Genomic DNA, 20,650 nt, shown 5'->3' with positions numbered 1-20,650 from the left:
CTATGACACAAATCGGCAGCGGCGCATGGCTGATGAACGACATTTCGGATGCACAGCTCGGCATGCGCTTGGCATCTTCAATAATCAGCTAATTGCGGCATCACTCGGCGACATTGCGAAAGCTTACGCGCGCGGAGCAACCACGCTGATGCGGAAGGAGCAAGGCGCCGTATTCTTCATGGCAGCGGTGTGAGCACCCTTGACTAAGCGTTTCTACGGCTTTGTCAACTTGTCGTGACCCAGGCGGGGAGACGGCGGGAAAGAACATCCCTCAGAAAGCGCAGGATGGATTTGGGGTGACTTCTGTGATTTCGCACCACGCAACGAATCGCGCTGCGAGGTGTTTGCGATAGAGTGAAGCGCGCAGCAGATGCCGCTTGAGCGCGAAGTGTTGCCGGATCAGCCGAAGGACGAGAGGAATTTCTATGTGCGTTTCCGGGTCGCGAAAGCCGCGCATGCAACGCTCGCGTTCGCGTGTCAGTTGATGGCTGTTCTCTGCGCGGTTGTTGAGTCGGGCTGCAGCTTTGACGAACAGGTGCTTCAAGTTCGCAAGTTCCGGAATCTCGGCTTTTGCCGCCGGATAGCTGCGCAATTGATCGGTGACGATCTTGCACGGCACCGGGTCCGAGCGCAGCACGCGCTTGAAGAAGCGTTTGGCGGCGGCCTTATCGCGTCGCTTTTGCACCAGAATGTCAAGCTCGACGCCATGCCCGTCCACCGCACGCCACAGTAGGTAAGGTTCGCCACGCAGGGTGACGAACATCTCGTCGAGGTGCCATATGCTACCCGGCTTTCGTCGCGCTGCTTTCACTCGGTGCAAAGCCCTTGCCAAACTTATCGCACCCGCACCGGATCGTGTCATATGTCACGATTGCGCCGCGCTCGAAGAGCAGTTCCTCGATGTCGCGCAAGCTCAATTGAAAACGGAAATACCAGCGCACGGCGCAACTGATGACCGCTGCTGGAAAATGGTGACCGTGATAGAGCGATTTCGATTTCTTCATCGCGCCATCTTACGCGACCGATCCCGCAACTTGACAACGCCCTCAATACGGCAGCGGCAACGACTATCGGCAACGGTCCACGACAGATTGTCGAACAATGTGCCTTCGGCAACCCCAACCACGACGGATCGCTGTCGCCAAAGGTAGGCACCAGCCATAAGCATTCCTCAGGATAGCCCGTTCGAGCGTCCGCAACCAGACGGAACGACTCGGTCGATAGCACTATCGACCCGCAGACGACATTCGCCGCCGCGAATCTGCCGAATGGAAGGCGTCATCTGACGTTGAAGTGGCGCGTGGAGATTGGTTCACGCCGTGACGTTCGCCGCATACCCGCTTTACCTTTACCCTTTCGAAATCGACCTTGTACTCGCAGCGTAGGATGTGAGTCCTCGTCTTCGAGGTCTGTTGCTCGGGCAGCGGGCCTGGACTGCGCTCGGGCACCAGAAGGTGGTTGATCTCGTCTCGGATTGCTGATCAGGGGCCGAAACTGCTCTTCGGTGACCCGCCATATTTCGTCCGCAAACGTGGCGATATGCGCTCTCGACACTGCGTGCCAGCTTCGGGCCCGAAGCATCAGTCAAGCACTTGTGCCCCCATCGACCTTCAGACTGGTGCCCGTAATGAATGCCGCATCGGGGCTTGCCAGCCAGGCGACCAGCCCCGCAATATCGTCGCCTGATCCGTACCGGCCCAATGCAATGGAACCCCGGATCTGGTCGGCCATCGGACCGTTGGCCGGGTTCATCACCGTATCGATCCGTCCGGGCTGGACGTTATTGATCGTAATTTCCCGACTGCCAAGATCCCTTGCCAGCGCACGCGTCATGCTGGTTACCGCACCTTTCGTCGCGGCGTAGACGGACACGCCCGGAATCGGCATGTAGTCGCTGCTGATGCTGCCGATGTTGATGATCCTCCCACCTTTTTCCATGAAGCGGAGCGATTCCTGAATGGCGACAAGCAGGCTCCTGACGTTGATGGCCAGCATCCGGTCGATATCTTCCAGTGGGAAGTCGTCGATCAGGCCGCGGCGGAACATCGCGGCATTGTTCACGAGAATATCCAGTCCCCCGAAGCGTTTCGAGGTCGACCCGACCGCGGCTTTTACCGCTTCCGCGTCGGCACAATCCGCGCGAATTGCCACACCTCGTCCCCCGGCGCGTTCGATGTCCTCGATGACGCGATCCGCGTCGTCACTCGAGTTCGAATAGGTGATCGACACGGCCGCGCCATCGCTTGCGAGCCGCCTTGCGATGGCCGCGCCTATCCCGCGCGAGCCCCCGGTCACGAGCGCTACTTTGCCAGCCAGTTGCCCATTAGAAAAAGTCACGTTTGCTCCTTTCAATTGCATTCTCTGCTCGTTTCAGATCGGCGACGCTTGCCTCGTACATCAGCAAGCGGGAAGCATGGGCGAGCGGCGCAATGCCGAACCAGGCAACGCTGCGCTACTGCGCCATGACACGACATGTCATGTGAGAAATTTTAGGTAGTCTGCGCCGATCGTACGTGCCAAAATGAGCCAATGAATTAACACAGTGTGGCAACATTGGGCACATTTCCGCGTTTATTTGAGACGATGAGCCAATGAAATTAGACCGGATCGACGTTGATATCTTGCAGGGGCTGCAGCGTGACGCTCATGTCAAGGCCGCGGACCTCGCTGAATCGCTTGGCATTTCGCTTTCGCCGCTCTACCGGCGCATTCGTCTGCTCGAAGAGGCGGGCATCATTACAAAATATGTGTCACTTCTGGACCAGGAGAAGGTGGGATTCCCGGTCACCGCCTACGTATCGGTCGCAATTGAAAAATCTGCGGCCAAGCTGGCTGCCTTCGAGCGCGCCCTGCTGGGTTGCGAGGAGGTGATGGAGTGCTATCTGATGACCGGCGCGTTCGATTACATCGTGCGTGTGGTGGCCAGCGACATGGCGGGAATCGAGCGTTTCGTGATGACGCGGCTCGCGACCATCGAGGGTGTTCGCGACGTCAGCACGTCGATCACCTTGCGGCGCGTGCAGTACAAGACCGTGCTACCGGTTCGCGAGGGCGGAGAGTAAATATCTGATTGCGCCGGAAGTACCCGATCGGTCGAGCGGACTGCTCACGGTGCCAGGGCCGCTTTGCGTACCTTCAGGTCGCAGATCGCCCTTTCGTCAATTGACGAGCCACTCCAATTCGATTCGACAAGATGCCGCCGGGCGGAGCAATGCGCCGACGCCCAGCGTCCGCTTCGCCCGGGCGGAGCGGACCGTGGCCGCCGGACCGGCCGGGCTCGTTCAGCACGGCGTGGACAGCCCAGCAATCGCGAACTGCCGGTGGATCTGCGGGCGGCACCGGTGCGCGAACGCTATGCCGATTTTGGGCCGACGCTGGCGTGCGAGAAGCTACGCGAGTGTCACGGGCTGGTGCTCGCGAAGGAAACCGTGCGGCGCCGGATGCGTGAGGCCGGGCTGTGGATTCCCCGCAAACAGCGGCCACCGAAGCTGCATCAGCCAAGAAGCCGCCGCGCCTGTCTGGGTGAGCTGAATCGGACCCGCCATCGCGCACAAATCGTGGAGAGGCGGTCCAGTCTGACCAGCGCCGACCCGGCACGAAGAAGCAGCGCGAGTTCACAAAGGCCGACGTCGATGGCGAGATCGTGCAGCTGGCGCAATCATTCCGCGCTTCAGTTCAAGCCAATGTCGGCTCCCATCTTGCCCCGACATCCTTGTCGCGACAAAACCCGGTTCTCCGTGCACAGCGGCGTCGCATGGCTGCTTCCAATCAACCGGTCGGACGGAAGTTGGGCCGTCCACCACTGCGCACGCCGTCGGCTGTGTCATCCCCTCGTTCCACCAACGAAGCCACCGGCCGCATGACACCCGGCTCCGCGGCCGGCGCGTCGCCCGAACGATTTCAACTCGAGCAATACCTGCGCGGCGACGTTCCGTCCGAGCCGGCTGTCGACGAGATCGAGCATCAAATCAAGCGGTGCGGTACCGCCGGCGCACGTCAGGCGATCGCGGTCGATCACGAACAGTTCGTCTGCAAAATGCACGTGCGGAAATTCCTTGCGCAGCACGGACAGGTCTTCCCAATCCACGGTGCAGCGATAATCGTCGAGCAACCCCGCCGACATCAGCGCATACGCGCCGGTGCAGATGCCACCGAGTGGTACGCCCTGCTGTGCGACATCGACGAGCAACCCCTTGACGCGGCTATCCACCGCACTGCGGATCTGTGTGCCGCCGCAGACGATTAGCACATCCGGCTTGCCCGCTTCTTCAAGCGTGCACGCCGGCTTGAGCGTGATGCCGTTGCTGGCGCGCACTGGCACGCCATCGGGCGTAAGGATCGACCATCGATAGTGCTGCGCGCCGTCGACGTAATTCGCCATGCGCAGCACCTCGACTGCGCTCGTGAACGCGATCATCGAAAAGCCGGGCAGCGTGAGAAAGCCAAAATGCGCAAGGCTCGGCAACGGCAATTCTTTCGTGGCTGACGTCACTTCACTCTCCATGATGCTTACGGTGGGTCTGGCGGTTGCGAAAGTTGGTGGTTTTCGCGGCGGCGTGCTGCTCTGCGCCTGTTCAGCTTTGTGCGACCGGCCGCTCCCGTCGTACGCGCATCACGCTGCGCAGGCCTGCGAAGCGCGGCGCGCTGGCCGTGCCGGGTGAGCGGCCGAAGCTCTCCGTGATACGGTCCAGAATGATCGCGAGCAGCACCACCGACAAACCGCTTTCGAAGCCGAGGCCGATATCCAGACGCTGGATACTGGCCAGCACATCGTTGCCGAGACCGCCCGCGCCGACCATCGACGCGATGATCACCATCGATAGCGCCAGCATGATTGTCTGATTCACTCCCTGCATGATCGACGGCAACGCGTTGGGAAACTGCACCTTGTACAGCAGTTGCCACGGCGTGCAGCCGAACGCCTGCCCTGCTTCGACGATCTCGCGGTTCACATGGCGGATACCGAGGCTCGTCAGCCGCACCGCGGGCGGCATCGCGAAGATGACCGTCGACAGGATGCCGGGCACGCGGCCAAGGCCGAACAGCATCGCGGCCGGAATCAGGTAGACGAACGCCGGCATCGTCTGCATCAGGTCGAGAAGCGGCCGCACGATCGTCGAAACATGCCTGTTCTTCGCGGTCCAGACGCCGAGCGGAATGCCGAACACGAGGCTGAGCAACGTCGACGAAAGCGTCAGACCGAGCGTGACGACCGTTTGATCCCAAAAGCCGGTTGCATGGATAAGCAGCAGCGACAACATCGCGAAGAACGCGAAACGCCAGCCCACGCGCCACAGACCGATCCCGATGAAGAACGCCATCAGCGCCCACATCGGAATGGCCTGCAGGCCGTGCTCGATCAGCGCGGCGAAACTCTCGATCGCCTTGCCGATCGCATCGAACGTATTGGCATCGTGATCGAGCAGGTAGTGAACCGATTGATCGACCCAGCGGCCAAGTGGAATCATCTCAGACATGGGAACCCCGATTGCGCATAAGAACTTTTAGAACGACAGCCTGATCGACGGAACCGCAATAGCGGTCTTCGTCGTCGACCACCGGCAGCGCGGTCGCGCTCGCGCAGACGCGCGACACAACATGATCGAGTGTCGCGGCGCGCGACAGACATTCGACCTTGCGAATCGACGGCGACGCATTGCCGATCGCATCGCGAGTCACGAAGCCGCGAATACGCCGCTCTGCGTCCAGCACGAACGCATATTTGGCGCTGCCGTTTAGCGACGCCGCGACACTCGATGCGTCCAGGTTGCGCACAAGCGGCACGTTATCGGTCTGCATCAAGTCACCGGCGGTCATATAGCGGCTTGTGTCGACGCCTTCGAAGAACGCGCGCACGTAGTCGTCGGCCGGGTCGCTGATGATCTCCTGAGGCGTGCCGATCTGCACTACGCGGCCGCCTTTCATGATCGCGATCCGGTTGCCGATGCGCAGCGCCTCTTCGAGGTCGTGCGACACGAACATGATCGTGCGCTGCTGGTTCCTTTGTAGTTCGAGCAGCACGTTCTGCATTTCCTTGCGCTTGAGCGGATCGAGCGCGGAGAATGCCTCGTCCATGATCATCAGCGAAGGATTGACCGCCAGCGCGCGTGCGAGGCCGACACGCTGCTGCATGCCGCCGGACAATTCGGACGGCAGCTTTTGCGCGAACGTCGCAAGGCCCACCTGCTCGAGCACGTCGAGCGCGCGCTTTTCGCGCTCCTTGCGGCCCACGCCGGCCACCTCCAGCCCGAACGCGGCATTCGACAGCACCGTGCGTTGCGGCATCAGCGCGAACGACTGGAACACCATGCTCATGTCGGTACGGCGCAGCGACGTGAGTTCCGAACGTCGCACCGCGGCGATGTCGCGGCCGTCGATGATGACCTTGCCCGCCGTCGGCTCGACGAGCCGGTTGATCAAGCGGATCAGCGTGGACTTGCCTGAACCGGACAGGCCCATCAACACGAAGATCTCACCTTCCTGCACGTCGAAAGATATGTTGTGGACGCCGATCACCTGGCCGGTTCTGGCGAATATCTCGTCCTTGGTGACACCGCGCGCGAGCAAGTCCGCAGCCGCGTTGGGATTGTTTCCAAAAACCTTGCAGAGACCTTCGACCACGACTTTTGGGGAATCCATTGAATTCATGTCCTTGTGGTGCAGGCGCCGGCCTGCACATTGTTGCCTCCGTGGCTTTTCGTACTCGCCGTGCAAATCAGGGCGGTAGTCGCGCGCAGAGCGCGCTTTCAGCAAGGCTCGGCCGTTCGGCGGCTTTCGCGCAAACGGTGACTGCACAAGCGATTGATCAATAGGGATTCTTTGGACCAAATCACCATGATTTGAACGGAACGTACGTCTATCCCTATCAGCGCGAATGCGAGAAACACGCAAAGAAAGCAGGTGAATCTTTCCACCAGCATCACGTAGGAGCCACGAAACCAGCTAAAAGGTCATTGCGCCTCAGCCACCCAGCTATCCACGCGATCGGCGTGCGCCGCAATCCACGCACCGGCCGCAACCGTAGGTTTGCTGCCATTCTCAGTCGCCAGCATGACGCTATCGATCTCACCCGGTTTCCACTGGAATTTCTTAAGAAACGCAACCACAGGCGCGGCCTTCGTCTCTAGTTGCGGGTTGATCACGCTATCAACATGCTCGGCGCCGCCAAATACCTTCTTGGGATCGCTTAGAAATTTGAGCTTCCACTTGGCGAACATCCAGTGCGGCGCCCAGCCAGTCACTACAACCGGCTTGCCCCCATTCACCCGCCGAGCGAGTTCCGCCGTCATCGCGCTGCCCGAGCTCGGTATCAACGTCAGGCTGAGGTTGTAAGCCTTGATGGCGTCGTCGGCTTTCTTCATCACGCCCGCACCTGCATCGATCCCCACGATACGACCGTTGAAATCCGCTTTGTGCGCTTCGAGATCGGCAACGCTATTCTCGGGCACGCTCGCAGGCACGACCAAACCAATCTTCGCATCCCGGAAATTGATGCCAAGGTCGGTCACCTTCCCTTTGAACTGTTCCCAGTACGCGCCATGTGTCGTCGGCAGCCATGCTGACAGCGTCGCGTCAAGATCGCCCCGCGCGACGCCCTGCCACATGACACCTGCTGCCGCAGGCACGAGTTGAACCGGATAGCCCAGTCGCTTCTCTATAATGCGTGCGGCCACGTTCGACGTTGCGATGCTGTCATCCCAACCTTCGACATAGCCAATCTTGATTGGCGGTTTGGTGTCCGCTGTCGCGCTGACGGCTGTATTCACCGTCGCAACCATTGCGGTGCCCAACACACTGCACAACAACAGCTTTTTGAAATCCTTCTTCATCGAGTTCCTTTGCTTGTCGATCATAAGGAGAAAACCGCTGGCTTTGGCCGATCAGGCGGCAGCCAGCCCGATCCCGCTGCCTCTCATCTGCCCCCTGGCGATCATGCGGATGAGCTGTGCGGATCCAATGTCAATATCGATGCGAATAACGGAAAATTGCGATTCGCTAGAGGCTTGCGATGCCTCCACGCGTCAAGCCGCGCGAGCCGCATCACGACGACGCAACTCGAGGCGCGGTGACCACTTGGGAAACGCACGCTTGGAAACCGCTGGCTTACTCAGGAATGCGCTGTCATAGCGCCTTCCCGGAAGTCGGGTGAAACCTTGGATGCAAGAGCGCTGGCCTCGATAAACCGCGATTAGATGAGGCGCGGGTTGCGGCGTATCGAGCGCCAACAGCATCTCCGTTGCCGTGCGTCCGCTATCACGACGTCCGATTGTTTCGCAGCGGCGCGCGCTGCGATCGTCTCTCTCACCGGGCCGAATACGCGTGTCCGGTGATAGGGGACGCCCGAGCCGTCATGGATTGCGCACGTCTGTTTCAACGCGCACCGCATCGCGCGCTTCTGCGGCAGGCGCAAGGCTCCAGGGCGCGCGGCCTTCGGCGCACCTTCACAATGGACGACCGGAATCAGCAAACGTAACATGTCACTGCCCTTTGATATCGTTTGCACGCTTTCATTTCAACAAATGAAGCATCAAGGCGCCGAAAAAGATCTGGCCTGGCGCATAAAAATGCCGTCAATGGGGGGCTCGGAACCGGCAACGTTGAGCAGTCGGTCAGGAAATCCGTTGTGGGATCGCGTATCGCGCGTTTGTTCAGCATCCGTCGCCGCACGATCGCTAGATCGACCCGGCACGACCTCGTACGACAGCGGCACAGATGTGACGGTTGTCGAGTCCTTGCGCTGATTGAAATTCAGAAGACTCGAAAAATTCATGCGTGCTGTAATAAATATTTCGCAATTTTGACCTGGAGTTAGCCGCCTTCCCAGGAAAACGCCGACCTTTAAATACACTATTCAAATATGAACTCAATCAAATTTGGTCGAATGAATTGCACCATTATTTAAGCGGTCTATTCAAACCTGGCTGTAGTTCATATGGTTCATTGCCCCTGCCAGCCGGGCTCCCGCTGGCGTACTCATTTGCGTTATGAGCGGTACCGCGCAGCCACGTGTTACAAAGCTATTCAGCAGACAAAAAGACGAGATCAATAAAGGCATTCCACATATTGCATTCGAAAATTGAGCCGTTATGATGGCGTCTCCGTGATTCGATTTCTCGCATGATCGCTTTACGGAACCGGCAGGAATATTTTCCGGGTATACGCGCTGGAGAGGATAGCCAATACTTCCCCCACAGACAGACTAAATCGAGGAGACAATATGCTGAGTCCCCATGAATTCGCCACCTTAATGCTCATCAAGTCCGCGCCGGATCAGATTGATCTAGGCCGGGCCGAACTCGACACGCTGTTCGAGCGGCAACTCATCTCACGGGAAAACCTGACGTCAGGACGCTCACGTCCTCATGTCACAAGCGACGGCGATTCCATTCTCAAGGCCGTCGCCCGGATGCGCTAGACATCTGCGGAGCCCACCTCCCGGCGTCAAAGGGCGAGCGAAGCGATCCCGCGCCGGCTCCCATAGCGGAGGGCGCGAAGCGATAGGACTGACGTGGGCAGCGATGCCTCCCATGCGTTTTCCCTTGTATGAAGGATTCCTTATGGGCAAGGGGTTCCAGTTTTCAGCACATCCACTTCTTGATTGAAGGCCATATTGCTCAAGATGAGCATGACGCCAGCTTTTGCGAGGACGATTCGATGGCAAAGCAGAACGCGGTGGTGACGGGTGGAATGGGCGGCCTTGGCGAAGCGATCAGTATCAAGCTGCACGATGCCGGGTATGTGGTCGTGGTCACCTGTTCGCCGAGCAACACCGGTGCGAACGAGTGGCTCGCACGGATGGAAGCACAGGGTCGACGATTCCGTGCATACGCGGTCGACGTCGCCGACTACGACTCCTGCGAAAAATGCATGGCGCGAATCAGCGCTGAAGTCGGACCGGTCGACATCCTGATCAACAACGCCGGCATTACGCGCGACGCCAGCTTCAAAAAGCTCGACAAGGTCAATTGGGACGCGGTCATCCGGACCAACCTCGATTCGGTGTTCAACATGACGAAGCCGGTGTGCGACAGCATGGTAGAGCGTGGCTGGGGCCGCATCATCAACGTGTCGTCGATCATCGGCTCCAAGGGCGGGTTCGGTCAGACCAACTATGCCGCGGCGAAGGCCGGCGTGCATGGCTTCACGAAATCGCTGGCGCTTGAGGTGGCGAAGAAAGGCGTCACCGTCAACACGATCTCTCCGGGCTATATCGCGACGAAGATGGTGATGGCGGTGCCCGAGGAAATCCGCGAGGCGAAGATCATTCCGCAGATTCCGGTCGGCCGGCTTGGACAGCCCGACGAAGTCGCCGCACTCGTGCTGTACCTGTGCTCGCCCGAAGCGGGCTTCGTGACTGGAGCCAACATTGCGATCAACGGAGGCCAACACCTGCAATGAACCGCAGAGATCAGCCACGGAGACTATCGAGCAACTCCGCCAGAAATTGACCCAACGCGGTCTGATCCTCCTTGATCAGACCGAGTGGTTGCAGGGGTGCCCAACCCGATGGCAAGTAGGTCATTGGGTGGGGCTAACGGGCCTGTGCGACGAGTTGCAAGCGGAAGAGAAACGGCGCTCCCGGCAGTACGACAACGGAGTGTACACAGGCCCTACCGCATAACCCCAACAACACCCACCACACCACCGAGCATCACTAGCCAGATGGGGTTGACGCGGGTCCAACTGACAACGACAACGGTAACGAGCGTCGCCAATACGCGAATCATGTTCACATCCGTTTCGCGCGCGAACACATACGCCGCCGACGTCAACAGACCAACCGTCACGGGCGCCAACCCGCGCCGGATCGCTGTCACGATGCGCGAGTGATTGCGCTGCTCGACCCAGTCGCTGACGAAATACGCGACGAGCGCCGACGGCACGATCTTCGCCACGGTGGTCACGAGCGCGCCCGCGAGTCCCGCTGCCTGAAAGCCGATCAGCGCGACGGCCATGCCGTTCGGTCCGGGCGCGGCCTGCGTGATCGAGAAGAATGTGACGAACTGCTGGGCGGTCACCCAGTGACGCGTGTCGACCGCGTATCGTTGTATGTCCGCGAGCGTCGCGTTCATCCCGCCCACCGCAAGCAGCGACCACACGGCGTTATGCACCGCGAGGTCGGCGAGTGTCGCCCACAGTTCGTTCATTGGCCTGCTCCATCGTCCGCACGCGGCGCGCGACTCGCCGCGCGATACATCTGCCATGCGCCGACGGGACCGAGAACCGCCAGCACCAGCAGCAATGGCAGCTTGAACACGCCGATCGCGAGGAACGTCGCGAGTACCAGCGCGAGGTTGCGAACGTCGCGCGGCAGACTGACGATCAGCTTGAGCACCGTCGCGATCACGAGCCCCGTTGCGACCGGCATCAAGCCCGCGAACAGCCGTATCGTGATCGCCGCATTGCCCCAGCGGGCGTACGCATACCCGAGCGCGATCGTGACGATCGTCGGCGCCAGATAGAGACCGCCAACGGCAAGCGCCGCGCCCATTGCACCGTAGAACTGCCGCCCCAGAATCGTCGCGATGTTCGACACGTTGGGGCCGGGCAGCAACTGCGCGAGCGGCAACAGTTCCGTGAATTCGCGATCGCTCAGCCAGCCGCGCTTCTCGACGAGCATCCGTCTTGCCCACGGCAGTACGCCGCCGAAACCGGTGAGCCCGATAAGAAAGAACGCAGTGAAGAGCGCGCCGGACGTCGGCCGCATGCGCGCGGCAGGCCGCTCGATGACGGGACCGTTCATCTGGTCGACTGGTGGAGCACTCATAAATCGGTCCCGCCCGAAGCAAATCCGCTAAATGGTTGGCAAAAATCCATCACGCGGCATGCCAACGCAAGAAGCGACGGCGTGCGCCTGAACGCAACGCCGCCGCCCGCCATCTCATGCAACGCTATGGACTCGCGCTCAGATCTTCGCGGTCTCGTACGTCGCCGGATGGAAGATCTCCTCAACCGTCAACAGACGCTTCGACAGACCCTGCGAATGGTGATGCCGCAGGAAAGTCTCGAGCGTCGTGCGGTTCGGCGCAATGCCGTACGGCCAATGATCGTCGCCGAGCAGCTCACGCGCGGCCTTCAACTGTTCCTCGACGAACGGCAGCGTCACTTTCGTCGCCGACGTATCCGAAAGTTTGTCGAGCGCGATGCGCTTGGACTCCTCGAACGCCTTCAGCACGGCCACGGGCAGCCACGGATGCGCCTGCGCGAGCGTCTTGCGAATGCCGACCACGTGCATGATCGGATAGACGTTGGTGCGCCGGTAATAGTCCTTCGCGGCTTCGGTCGGATCGGGAAAGAGCCAGCCGACATGTGGATTCTTGCCCGCGCACGAAGGCGGCCGCGGCGCCATGAACGCATCGATGTCACCGCGATCCAGCATCGCGGAGATCGTGTCGCCTTCGGGCGCGGCTTCGAGGCGCACATCCGACGGCAACTGCAGCTTGATCTTCTCGGGCCGCCCCGGCTCGTCGATACCGCCGCGCACCCACGTCACGTCTTCCGGCCTCACGCCGAAATCGTCCTGCAGCACCGCGCGCGCCCAGACATTCGCCGTCAGCTGATACTCGGGAATGCCGATGCGCTTACCCTTCAGATCTTCCGGACGCTTGATGCGATCCGTGCGCACATATATCGACGTATGACGGAACGCGCGCGACAGGAACACCGGCACGGCGATATACGGACACGTGCCTTCCGCGTGCTTCACCGTATAGCTGGAGAAAGAGAGTTCGCTGATATCGAATTCCTCGTTACGGAACGCGCGAAAGAACATCTCTTCCGGCGACAGCGTCATGAAAACAGGATCGACACCGTCGATCTGCACCTGCCCTGAAATGAGAGGGCGTGTGCGGTCGTAGTCGCCGGTGGCGATCGAGAGATTGAGTTTTCCGTTCATATTCAGGTAACCTGGATGGCAGTAAAAAAATCAGCATGCAGCGAGGCTGCGTTGCACCTTGCGGCGCAGAAATTCGAAGTTCACGGAGAACTGTTCGGGGCGCGTGACCGTGTCGTGCAGGCGCTGGATATCTTCGTCGGAGAAACATTCGCCGACGCCGCCCGCGGCCTCGGTCATCAACTGGATCTTGCAGGCGTCTTCGAGCAGCAGCGCAAGCACGACCGCCTCGTCGATCGAGCGCCCCGTCACCGCCACGCCGTGATTGCGCATCAACACCGCCTTGCTGGATCCAAGCGCGCGCGCGACACCCGCGCCCATGTCCTGCGTGCGGATCAGGTTCATCGTGTCGGTGTAGTACGGCACCCCATCGGCGAAATGGCAGCTCGGCTGGCTGATCATTTTCAGCGGCTGTCCCGTCGCGGACAGCGCAACGGCGTGCGTCGGGTGCGAATGAATCACGCTCATCACATCGGGCCGCGCCTTGAAGATCTCCGAATGAATGAAGACTTCGCTATGGCGCCGGCCTGCGCCGCCCACCTTCTCGCCGTCGAGATTGCACACGACGATGTTCTCCGGCGTGATCTCGTCGAACCCATGACTATGGGGCTTCATGAAAAAGTGGTCCGGGTCGCCCGGCACGCGGACCGATACGTGTCCGCGCGTCAGGTCGCCCTGTCCTTCCGCTTCGAGAATGCGGCCGGCGTCGATCAGTTTCTGCTTGGCTTCGTCTGCGTTCATGGTGTGCTCTTGCGCCTTTCAGGAGTGACGGCGGCCACGCTCGTCGAGCGCGGCCGCCCGGTGGTCAGAAGCGGCCCCCCACGGCTGCCTTCGCCTTGGCGAGCAGCGCGGGCGGTGTTTTATAGAGTTCGTCGAGCAGCTGATCGATACGCTCGGGCGGCACGGGCCGCACTTCGAGTCCGAGCCGCTTCGCTTCGGCGAGAAACGCGGGGTCTTTCATCGTCTGCGCAAACGCGCTGCGCAATGCAGCCGCGCGCTCCGGCGGCAGTCCCGGAGGCGCCGCGAACGGGCGCGCGAACGCCTGACTCGCGACGATCACCTTGAGCACCTGACGCGTCTCGTCATCGGGTGCGAGATCGATCAGAAGCGGCACGTTCGGCAGATCAGGATGCTTTTCGAGCGCGACCTGCACGAGAATGTTGATCTTCTTGTCGCGGATCCAGTCGGGATGACGCACCTGGATCGTGCTCCACGACACGCCGCATTCGCCGTCGATCTCGCCGCGTTCCATCGCGAGCGCCGTTTCGTTGCTGCCTGGGTAGCCCGTGACGATCTTCAGCTTCGAATTGAACAGCGTCCTGATCGTCGAGGCCATTACGTCGGGATCGGAGCCCGCGCCCTGACCGCCCATGCGCGATTCCTTGTGGACGAGGTCCTGAAACGTCTTGATCTGCGACGTATTCCACGTAATGCACAGGCTCACGTCGCTCGTGATGCTGCCGAGCCACGTCAGCTTGCGGGCATCGAAATTCGCGTCGCCGAGAAGCGGCTCTTCCGGCATGGTGCGGCCGAACGTGCCGAATGTCGTACCGTCTTTCGGCGCGACGCTGTACAGATAGTTGATGGCCTTCAGGCTGCCCGCACCCGGCATGCTCTGCGGCGTGATCGTCGGCTTGCCGGGCAGATAGTTGCCGATGTATTTGCCGAGCAGGCGCGCATATGTGTCGTAGCCGCCGCCGACCGAATAGCCGATCGTCAGGTTGACGTTGCGGCCGCTGTAAAAGCTTCCGAGATTGTCCGCCGCGTAGCCGCTCGGGGGCAGATAGCATGCGGCAGCGACGAACGCGAATGCCGCCGCGCGTGCGCGGCGCAACAGTGCGGCGCGCGTGGTCTTCATGTCCGCAGCGGCCGGAGCGCGCGATGGCCGGGATCGGAGGTGCTGCCGCGAGAAGCGTTTCATCGGATTGTCTCCTTCAGTATCGGCCGGCTTCGGCGCACGCGCTTTGCAGGCACTGGTGTGTTTCTGTTGAACCGTATGCCGTCGACCCGCGAGGCCAACGAGACGTTCGCCACCTCGCGTGTCATACGAGCCCCCCCATCGCCCGCAGCTGCGGCACCAGATCGCCGAGCAGCGAGGGCGGCCACGGCGTCGAGAAGATCAGGTCGAACACGAGCCACAGTGCGACGGTCATCGAAACCGAAAGCACGATCGCAATGCGCCAGCGCTCGCCGAATTCGAAGCGTGCGAGCAGCAGCATCATCACCAGCAGCGCCGGCAGGAGACCGACCAGCGACGCCAGCGCGAGCGCGCCGCCAATCGCAAGGAAGAACCGGAAGCCGCGCGCGCGAACCGTCGCGACGGGTAACGCCGATTCGATTTCAGGCTCGCCTGCTGACGATGCGAAGCGCGCCTGCGCCGGGTCCGCCGCCGACGATCCCATCCGCGTCAATGCGGGCGCGTTCGCGGATGCAGACGGTGCAGTCGGCACGGCGTGCGCCTCGACGCCCATCGCGCCCACCGCCGCAGCCGGCACCACGTTCGGCACGAACTCCCGCCCGCCCCTCGACACATCGCGTGCGACCACCTGCTCGATCAGCACGAGGCACGAGAAGAACAGCGCGGCGCAGGCGGCCGTCATCGGCATCAGCTTCGCGCCGAAGGCCCAGTCGGACGCGGTCCAGATTGCCGCGATCACCGTGCAGATCAATACGATCGTGAACAGCGACTGATGATCGAGACGCCTGATGCGAAACCGCGCGCCCGACGCCAGCCGCCCCTGTTTTGCGGCATGGCGCAGACCCTTGATCGACGGTCCAAGCACGACCCACAGCGCGGCGAGCAACACCACGACGACGATCGGGCGCGTGAACAGATGGATGCCGTAGATCTCGTTCGAAATGAAGTAATAGCGCTCGAAGATGCTGCCGAGCACGAGGCCGAGAATCAGCGGCGGACGCGGCCAGTTCAGCCGCCGCATCACCCAGCCGATGAAACCGAACAGCACCATCGAGCACAGATCGCCCCAGCTCTGGCTGGCGTTGAACGCGCCGAGAAAGATAATGCCGAGCACGAGCGGGATCAGCACGCCGACGCGCACCGTCGCGAGCCGCGAGAACAGTCCGCTGCCCGACAGGCAGATGATTGCGCCCATCACGTGCGAGATCGTCAGCGTCCAGATGATCGCGTAGGTGACGTCGAGATGCCTGGTCAGCATTTCGGGGCCCGGCGTAAAGCCGTGCATGATGAAAGCGCTCAGCAGCAACGCCATCGATGCACCCGCCGGCATGCCGAACGCGATGGTCGGAATCAGATGGCCGCCTTCTTTCGCGTTGTTCGAACTCTCGGAAGCGATGACCCCGCGGATGTCGCCCTTGCCGAAATTTTCGGGGTTCTTCTCGGTGCGAATCGCGTGACCGTACGCCATCCAGTCGATCACCGCCGAGCCGATTCCGGGCACCGCGCCAAGCAGCGCGCCCAAACCGCTGCAACGCAGAATCAGCCACCAGTGGCGCGCCGCGTCGCGTACGCCGTCCCACTGCGTGCTCGGCTTGCCCGCGATTGCGCCGTCTGCGCGCGAAATACTCGAACGCTCGATCGCCATCTCGGCCAGTTCGGGCAACGCGAAAATACCGAGCGTGACCGGCACGAGCGGCAGGTGGTCCCACAGATACAGCGAGCCGAACGTCCAGCGCAGCGTGCCCGTCTGCGGATCGGAGCCGATCAGCGACAGCATCAGCCCGAACGACGCGACGGCCAGCCCCTTGATCGGCGCCTTGCCGCTCAGCACGGCCACCATCGACAGACCGAAGATGCACAACGCGAGCAGCTCGGCCGAGCCGATATAGAGCACGACGATACGCAGCACAGGAATCGCGACCGCCAGCAGCAACGCGCCGAAAATCCCACCCGCGAGCGACGACGCATAGCCCGCGCCGAACGCACGTTTCGCTTCGCCGCGCCTCGCGAGCGGATGACCGTCGAGCACGGTGGCCGCCGCGCCGACCGTACCCGGCACGCCGAACAGCACCGCGGGAATGAAGTCCGACACCGTCGTCACGGCGGCCATGCCGAGCAGCAGCGCGAACGCGGTATAGCCGTCGAGGTGATAGGTGAACGGAATCAGCAGCGCGAGTCCGACGATTCCGCCAAGCCCCGGCACGACACCGAGCGCCAGCCCGAGCACGACGCCGCCCAGCATGATCGCGAGCCGCAGCGGGTCGAGTACCAGCGATAGTGCATGAATCGCCGCGGCGCCCATCAGGAAGCCCTCCCGCAGAACCAACCTTGCGCCACTGAACCGCTCGTATCCATGGGGTGTCTCCGGTTCGTGTCCGGCTGTGCCGCCGGACTTCTGTTCAGGCCTGCCTGCTGCTCGTGACCGTACGCGATACGCGGCGGTCCATTGCCGCGTCACCCGCACACTGCGATGACGCGCGTTACTGCGTTGTCTCTTCCTCCGTGCGCTGCCCATCGAATAGCCGCACGACGTCCTGCGCGATCGGCGAATACTTCGCGTGCGTGCGCAGCATGAAGCTCGCGAAGCCGTCGCTGTTGTGATGTTTCTTGCGCTCGTTCGGCAGATCGATGCACACGTTGCGCGCGGGATCGCGAACGATGCCCATCGGGTCCTGGCCCTGCTCGACCTTCTTCATTTCGCGGCGCAGAACGCGCCGGTAGATCGCGATGCCCTGGTCGGTGGAGCCGAGGTTCTCGCGCGTGCGATCGGCGATCGCGCCCTGCGTGACCCACGCCATCATGTCCTGCCCGTCGACGTTATCGACGATGAATTCGCCGTGCTCGTCTTTGAACGGCACGTCATACACGTGCACCTTGTCGGTCAGATGCTTCGGCACGTCGGCGCCCAGCGGCGGCATGTACGCGTTGTACCAGAGGTGCAGCGTGTGCTCGTCGTCGACGGGCACGCGGATCTGGAACGAGTAGTAGCGCGATGCTTCGTCGCCATTGCCGACCGCCAGCATGTTCGGAAACACGATCGGATGACCGATGCGCCAATCGTCCGAATCTTCCGAATGCCCGGCGAGCAGCCGATGCTTGGTGATGCCGAACTCGAATTCGTTGAACGCGATCTTTTCGTGTTTCGCGCTGATCGCGACCTTCACGCCTTCCTGCTCTTTCAGGAACTCGTAGTGATGACCATGCAGCCACTCGGTATGAATCGGGTCGAGCGAGTTCTCCATGATCTGCAGCCAGTTCACCGGCAACAGCGCGCGGCCCATCATGCGGATCGCGCCTTGCGCGACGAAACCGTCGAAACGCGGCAACAGGGGGCGCGGCTCGGGGCCCATGTACGCGAACAGCAGGCCGCCGAGTTCCTCGACCGGATAAGCGTCCGTTGCGACCTTGTCGCGGAACGCACAGTTGTCGGGCTCGTTCGGCTGGCTCAGACACTTGCCTTGCACGTCGAACTCCCAGCCGTGATACGGGCAGCGGATGCCGTCTTCGGTCGGAATGCCGTGCGCAAACGACGCGCGGCGATGCGGACACTGCTCCGCGATCAGGCCCACCTTGCCCTGGCGATTCCTGAACAACACCAGATCCTCTCCAAGCAGACGCACGCGTCTGGTCCAGCGGTTGTCCAGCTCCGACGCGGCGCCGATCGGCTGCCAGTAGCGGCGCATCAGATTGCCCATCGGCGTTCCGGGACCTACTCGCGTGAGGCTTTCGTTCTGTTCTGCGGTCAGCATGGTCTTCACATTCCCTGGGTTGCAATGAAGCCGGTTGATCGATTCGACGCTGCACGGCGCTCCGACGTTGGCCGCGGCGCTCTTCGAAAGAAATATCATACTTAGGTACCTAAGCTTCAATAATGGAAAACACCGAGAGCTCTTCGCAGGCCCTTTCGGCACCCCATCAAGCCCTTATCCGGCGTGGCTTTTAGCGTGCGCAAAAAAATCGCGGCGAGGCGTCTGCTGACTTTGCACGCTTGACACGATAAACTTAGCCACCTAATTTATAAAACGCATGTGCACGCACATGCACCGACCCAGGTGATTGCATGAGCAAAAGTGAAAAGAATCCGCGCGAACCGATGCCGGGCACGCTGCGCCACTGGCGCGAAGCACTGCCCGAAGAACGGATGGCGCATCTCGTGAAAGACACCGCGCGCGGCTTCTCGCGTTCGTTGCAGGCGAGGCTGCGAGAACATGCGGTGCAGTACGGACATTGGACGTTCCTGCGCATCCTGTGGCAAACCGACGGTCTTACGCAGCGCCAGTTGAGTGAACAGGCGGGCGTGGCCGAACCCACGACTTTTTCCGCGCTAAAGACGATGGAATCGCTTGGATACCTGACGCGCCAGAAGCTGCCCGACAACCGCAAGCAGGTGCGCATTTTCCTGACCCCGAAAGGCGCGAGCCTGCGCGCGCTGCTCGTGCCCAAGGCCGTCGACGTGAACCGCATCGCGCTGGCCGGCATCTCCACGGAAGACATTGCCGCCACTCGCCGCACGCTGCTCGCGATGATCGAGAACCTCGCCGGCGACGACATCGCGGCAGGCCGCGGCGACGACGATACGTCCGCGAGCCGTACATCGAAAGGCAGCGCGAACTGGCCGGGCGAAGCGTTGAACGGCGACGCGTCATGAGCATCGCGGCACACGAGCGCGCCGTGCGCATCGGCATCGTCGGTTTCGGCACGGCCGGACGCGCGTTCGTGCCCGCCATTCACGCGCATCGCGGCTTCGCGCTGACGGCGATCGTCGATCCCGCCGAAACAGTGCGACGAGCCGCTGTCGACGAATTCGGTGTCGCCGCCTATGAACGTCTCGAAGCGCTGCTCGAGCATGCGGACGTCGATGCGATCTACGTCGCCTCGCCGACCGCGCTGCATCGCGCGCACGTGCTGCTCGCCTGCGGCGCGCGCAAGCATGTGCTCGTCGAAAAGCCGATGGCCGCGAATCTCGACGACGCGCGCGCGATGACCGCTGCCGCCTATGCCGCCGGCGTCGTGCTGCTCGTCGGTCATTCGCATAGCTACGATGCGCCGATCCATGCGATGCGCGAACTGATCGACCGTGGCGAGCTGGGCCGCGTGCGCATGGTCAATACGTGGTGCTTCACCGACTGGATCTACCGCCCGCGCCGCGCCGACGAACTCGACACGCAGCAAGGCGGCGGCGTGACGATGCGGCAGGGCTCGCATCAATTCGACATCATCCGGCTGTTGTGCGGCGGCCTCGCGCGCAGCGTGCGCGCCAGAACGTTCGACTGGGACCCGGAGCGCAGCGCGATTGGCGCGCATACGGTGTTCGTCGATTTCGCGGATGGCGCCGCTGCCACGGCGATCTACAACGGCTACGGCCACTTCTTCAGCACCGAGTTGTGCGAAGGCGTCGGCGAATGGGGCTTCATGAGCCCGGGACGTCCCGCCGCCGATGCGTCCACGCAAGCGGCCGGCGCGCGGCGCCCGCGCACGCCCGAAGAGGAATTGCTCGCCAAACAGGCGCGCGCGAAACATGCGATTCCCGGCGACGCGCCGCATCAGCCCCACTTCGGGCTCACGATCGTCAGTTGCGAGCGCGGCGAGCTTCGCCAGTCGCCGCAAGGCCTGATCGTCTATACGGATGCGGGCCGCACCGATCTGCCGCTGCCCGCGAGTCCCTCGCCGCGCGCGCGCGTGATGGCCGAATTTCATGACGCGATTTGCCAACGCGTGGCCGCAGTGCACGACGGTCACTGGGGTGTCGCGAATCTCGAAGTCTGCGAGGCGGCGATTGCTTCGTCGATCCGCGGACGCGATGTCGAATTGAAGCATCAGGTGGCGTTTGGGGGGGCGCG

At 61.8% G+C, this 20,650-nt stretch carries 17 protein-coding genes and 4 pseudogenes; 8 read left to right on the top strand and 13 right to left on the bottom strand.

Annotation, left to right across the window (positions count from 1 at the left end):
• The first annotated feature begins 25 nt into the window (after positions 1-25).
• Positions 26-193 carry a hypothetical protein gene (locus tag PQR02_RS30500; protein ID WP_408240413.1) on the top strand — a complete coding sequence of 56 codons (168 nt, stop codon included), beginning with the start codon at positions 26-28 and terminating at the stop codon, positions 191-193.
• 78 nt (positions 194-271) lie between these two features.
• On the opposite strand, the pseudogene PQR02_RS30495 reads toward PQR02_RS30500, so the two are convergent.
• Both PQR02_RS30495 and PQR02_RS30490 read right to left on the bottom strand, forming a co-directional pair.
• A pseudogene (locus tag PQR02_RS30495) lies at positions 272-1,004 on the bottom strand (IS6 family transposase).
• A 580-nt stretch (positions 1,005-1,584) separates the two neighbouring features.
• The gene (locus tag PQR02_RS30490) at positions 1,585-2,358 is read right to left on the bottom strand and encodes a 3-oxoacyl-ACP reductase family protein (protein ID WP_408240410.1); all 774 of its coding nucleotides are present in this window, start codon (positions 2,356-2,358) and stop codon (positions 1,585-1,587) included.
• A 233-nt stretch (positions 2,359-2,591) separates the two neighbouring features.
• Here PQR02_RS30490 and PQR02_RS30485 point away from each other — a divergent pair, with 233 nt between their 5' ends.
• Together PQR02_RS30485 and PQR02_RS30480 are read left to right on the top strand one after the other, a co-directional pair.
• Entirely contained in the window at positions 2,592-3,062 is a 471-nt protein-coding gene (locus tag PQR02_RS30485) for an Lrp/AsnC family transcriptional regulator (RefSeq protein WP_408240407.1), read from the top strand.
• Between the two features lie 219 nt (positions 3,063-3,281).
• Positions 3,282-3,530 (top strand): annotated as a pseudogene (locus PQR02_RS30480) (ISNCY family transposase); the annotation flags it as partial.
• A gap of 383 nt (positions 3,531-3,913) precedes the next feature.
• Here PQR02_RS30480 and PQR02_RS30475 read toward each other — a convergent pair.
• From PQR02_RS30475 to PQR02_RS30460, 4 genes and pseudogenes are all read right to left on the bottom strand, one after another.
• A pseudogene (locus PQR02_RS30475) lies at positions 3,914-4,504 on the bottom strand (AraC family transcriptional regulator); the annotation flags it as partial.
• A gap of 70 nt (positions 4,505-4,574) precedes the next feature.
• A complete protein-coding gene (gene choW, locus PQR02_RS30470) occupies positions 4,575-5,477 on the bottom strand; it encodes a choline ABC transporter permease subunit (protein WP_408240404.1) in 903 nt (300 codons plus the stop codon).
• Positions 5,470-6,642 (bottom strand): annotated as a pseudogene (locus tag PQR02_RS30465) (quaternary amine ABC transporter ATP-binding protein); the annotation flags it as partial. The pseudogene PQR02_RS30465 and the gene choW, both read right to left, overlap by 8 nt.
• A 308-nt stretch (positions 6,643-6,950) precedes the next feature.
• Complete coding sequence (locus tag PQR02_RS30460) at positions 6,951-7,829, bottom strand: glycine betaine ABC transporter substrate-binding protein (protein ID WP_408240401.1); 879 nt, start codon at positions 7,827-7,829, stop codon at positions 6,951-6,953.
• Positions 7,830-8,474: 645 nt separating this feature from the next.
• On the opposite strand from PQR02_RS30460, the gene PQR02_RS30455 reads away from it, so the two are divergent.
• The 3 genes from PQR02_RS30455 (at position 8,475) to phbB (ending at position 10,398) form a co-directional block, all read left to right on the top strand.
• The gene (locus PQR02_RS30455) at positions 8,475-8,741 is read left to right on the top strand and encodes a hypothetical protein (protein ID WP_408240398.1); all 267 of its coding nucleotides are present in this window, start codon (positions 8,475-8,477) and stop codon (positions 8,739-8,741) included.
• A gap of 476 nt (positions 8,742-9,217) precedes the next feature.
• Positions 9,218-9,415, top strand: a complete 198-nt coding sequence (locus PQR02_RS30450) for a hypothetical protein (RefSeq protein ID WP_408240395.1) — start codon at positions 9,218-9,220, stop codon at positions 9,413-9,415.
• A 239-nt stretch (positions 9,416-9,654) separates the two neighbouring features.
• Positions 9,655-10,398, top strand: coding sequence for an acetoacetyl-CoA reductase (gene phbB / locus PQR02_RS30445; RefSeq protein WP_408240392.1), 744 nt, complete (start codon positions 9,655-9,657; stop codon positions 10,396-10,398).
• Between the two features lie 212 nt (positions 10,399-10,610).
• Here phbB and PQR02_RS30440 read toward each other — a convergent pair whose 3' ends face one another.
• From PQR02_RS30440 to PQR02_RS30410, 7 genes are all read right to left on the bottom strand, one after another.
• Complete coding sequence (locus tag PQR02_RS30440) at positions 10,611-11,147, bottom strand: chromate transporter (RefSeq protein ID WP_408240389.1); 537 nt, start codon at positions 11,145-11,147, stop codon at positions 10,611-10,613.
• Positions 11,144-11,767: a chromate transporter gene (locus tag PQR02_RS30435; RefSeq protein WP_408240386.1), complete on the bottom strand. Its 624-nt coding sequence runs from the start codon at positions 11,765-11,767 to the stop codon at positions 11,144-11,146. The genes PQR02_RS30440 and PQR02_RS30435 overlap by 4 nt, the downstream gene beginning before the upstream one ends.
• A 138-nt stretch (positions 11,768-11,905) precedes the next feature.
• Positions 11,906-12,895 carry an ABC transporter substrate-binding protein gene (locus PQR02_RS30430; RefSeq protein ID WP_408240383.1) on the bottom strand — a complete coding sequence of 330 codons (990 nt, stop codon included), beginning with the start codon at positions 12,893-12,895 and terminating at the stop codon, positions 11,906-11,908.
• A 30-nt stretch (positions 12,896-12,925) separates the two neighbouring features.
• A complete protein-coding gene (locus PQR02_RS30425; protein ID WP_408240380.1) occupies positions 12,926-13,633 on the bottom strand; it encodes a class II aldolase/adducin family protein in 708 nt (235 codons plus the stop codon).
• Positions 13,634-13,697: 64 nt separating this feature from the next.
• Complete coding sequence (locus PQR02_RS30420; RefSeq protein ID WP_408240377.1) at positions 13,698-14,813, bottom strand: Bug family tripartite tricarboxylate transporter substrate binding protein; 1,116 nt, start codon at positions 14,811-14,813, stop codon at positions 13,698-13,700.
• Between the two features lie 121 nt (positions 14,814-14,934).
• The gene (locus tag PQR02_RS30415) at positions 14,935-17,136 is read right to left on the bottom strand and encodes a tripartite tricarboxylate transporter permease (RefSeq protein WP_408240374.1); all 2,202 of its coding nucleotides are present in this window, start codon (positions 17,134-17,136) and stop codon (positions 14,935-14,937) included.
• Between the two features lie 154 nt (positions 17,137-17,290).
• A complete protein-coding gene (locus PQR02_RS30410) occupies positions 17,291-18,559 on the bottom strand; it encodes a Rieske 2Fe-2S domain-containing protein (protein WP_408240371.1) in 1,269 nt (422 codons plus the stop codon).
• A gap of 311 nt (positions 18,560-18,870) precedes the next feature.
• Here PQR02_RS30410 and PQR02_RS30405 point away from each other — a divergent pair, with 311 nt between their 5' ends.
• Positions 18,871-19,458, top strand: coding sequence for a MarR family winged helix-turn-helix transcriptional regulator (locus PQR02_RS30405; RefSeq protein ID WP_408240368.1), 588 nt, complete (start codon positions 18,871-18,873; stop codon positions 19,456-19,458).
• A partial coding sequence (locus PQR02_RS30400; RefSeq protein WP_408240365.1) for a Gfo/Idh/MocA family protein occupies positions 19,455-20,650 on the top strand: 1,196 nt, incomplete at its 3' end. The genes PQR02_RS30405 and PQR02_RS30400, both read left to right, overlap by 4 nt.

The organism is Paraburkholderia sediminicola, from assembly GCF_046026895.1.
In the GTDB taxonomy this organism is placed as follows: Bacteria; Pseudomonadota; Gammaproteobacteria; order Burkholderiales; family Burkholderiaceae; genus Paraburkholderia; species Paraburkholderia sediminicola_C.
Note: the sequence above shows the minus strand (reverse complement) of the source record. Positions and strands in the feature narration are given on the sequence as shown.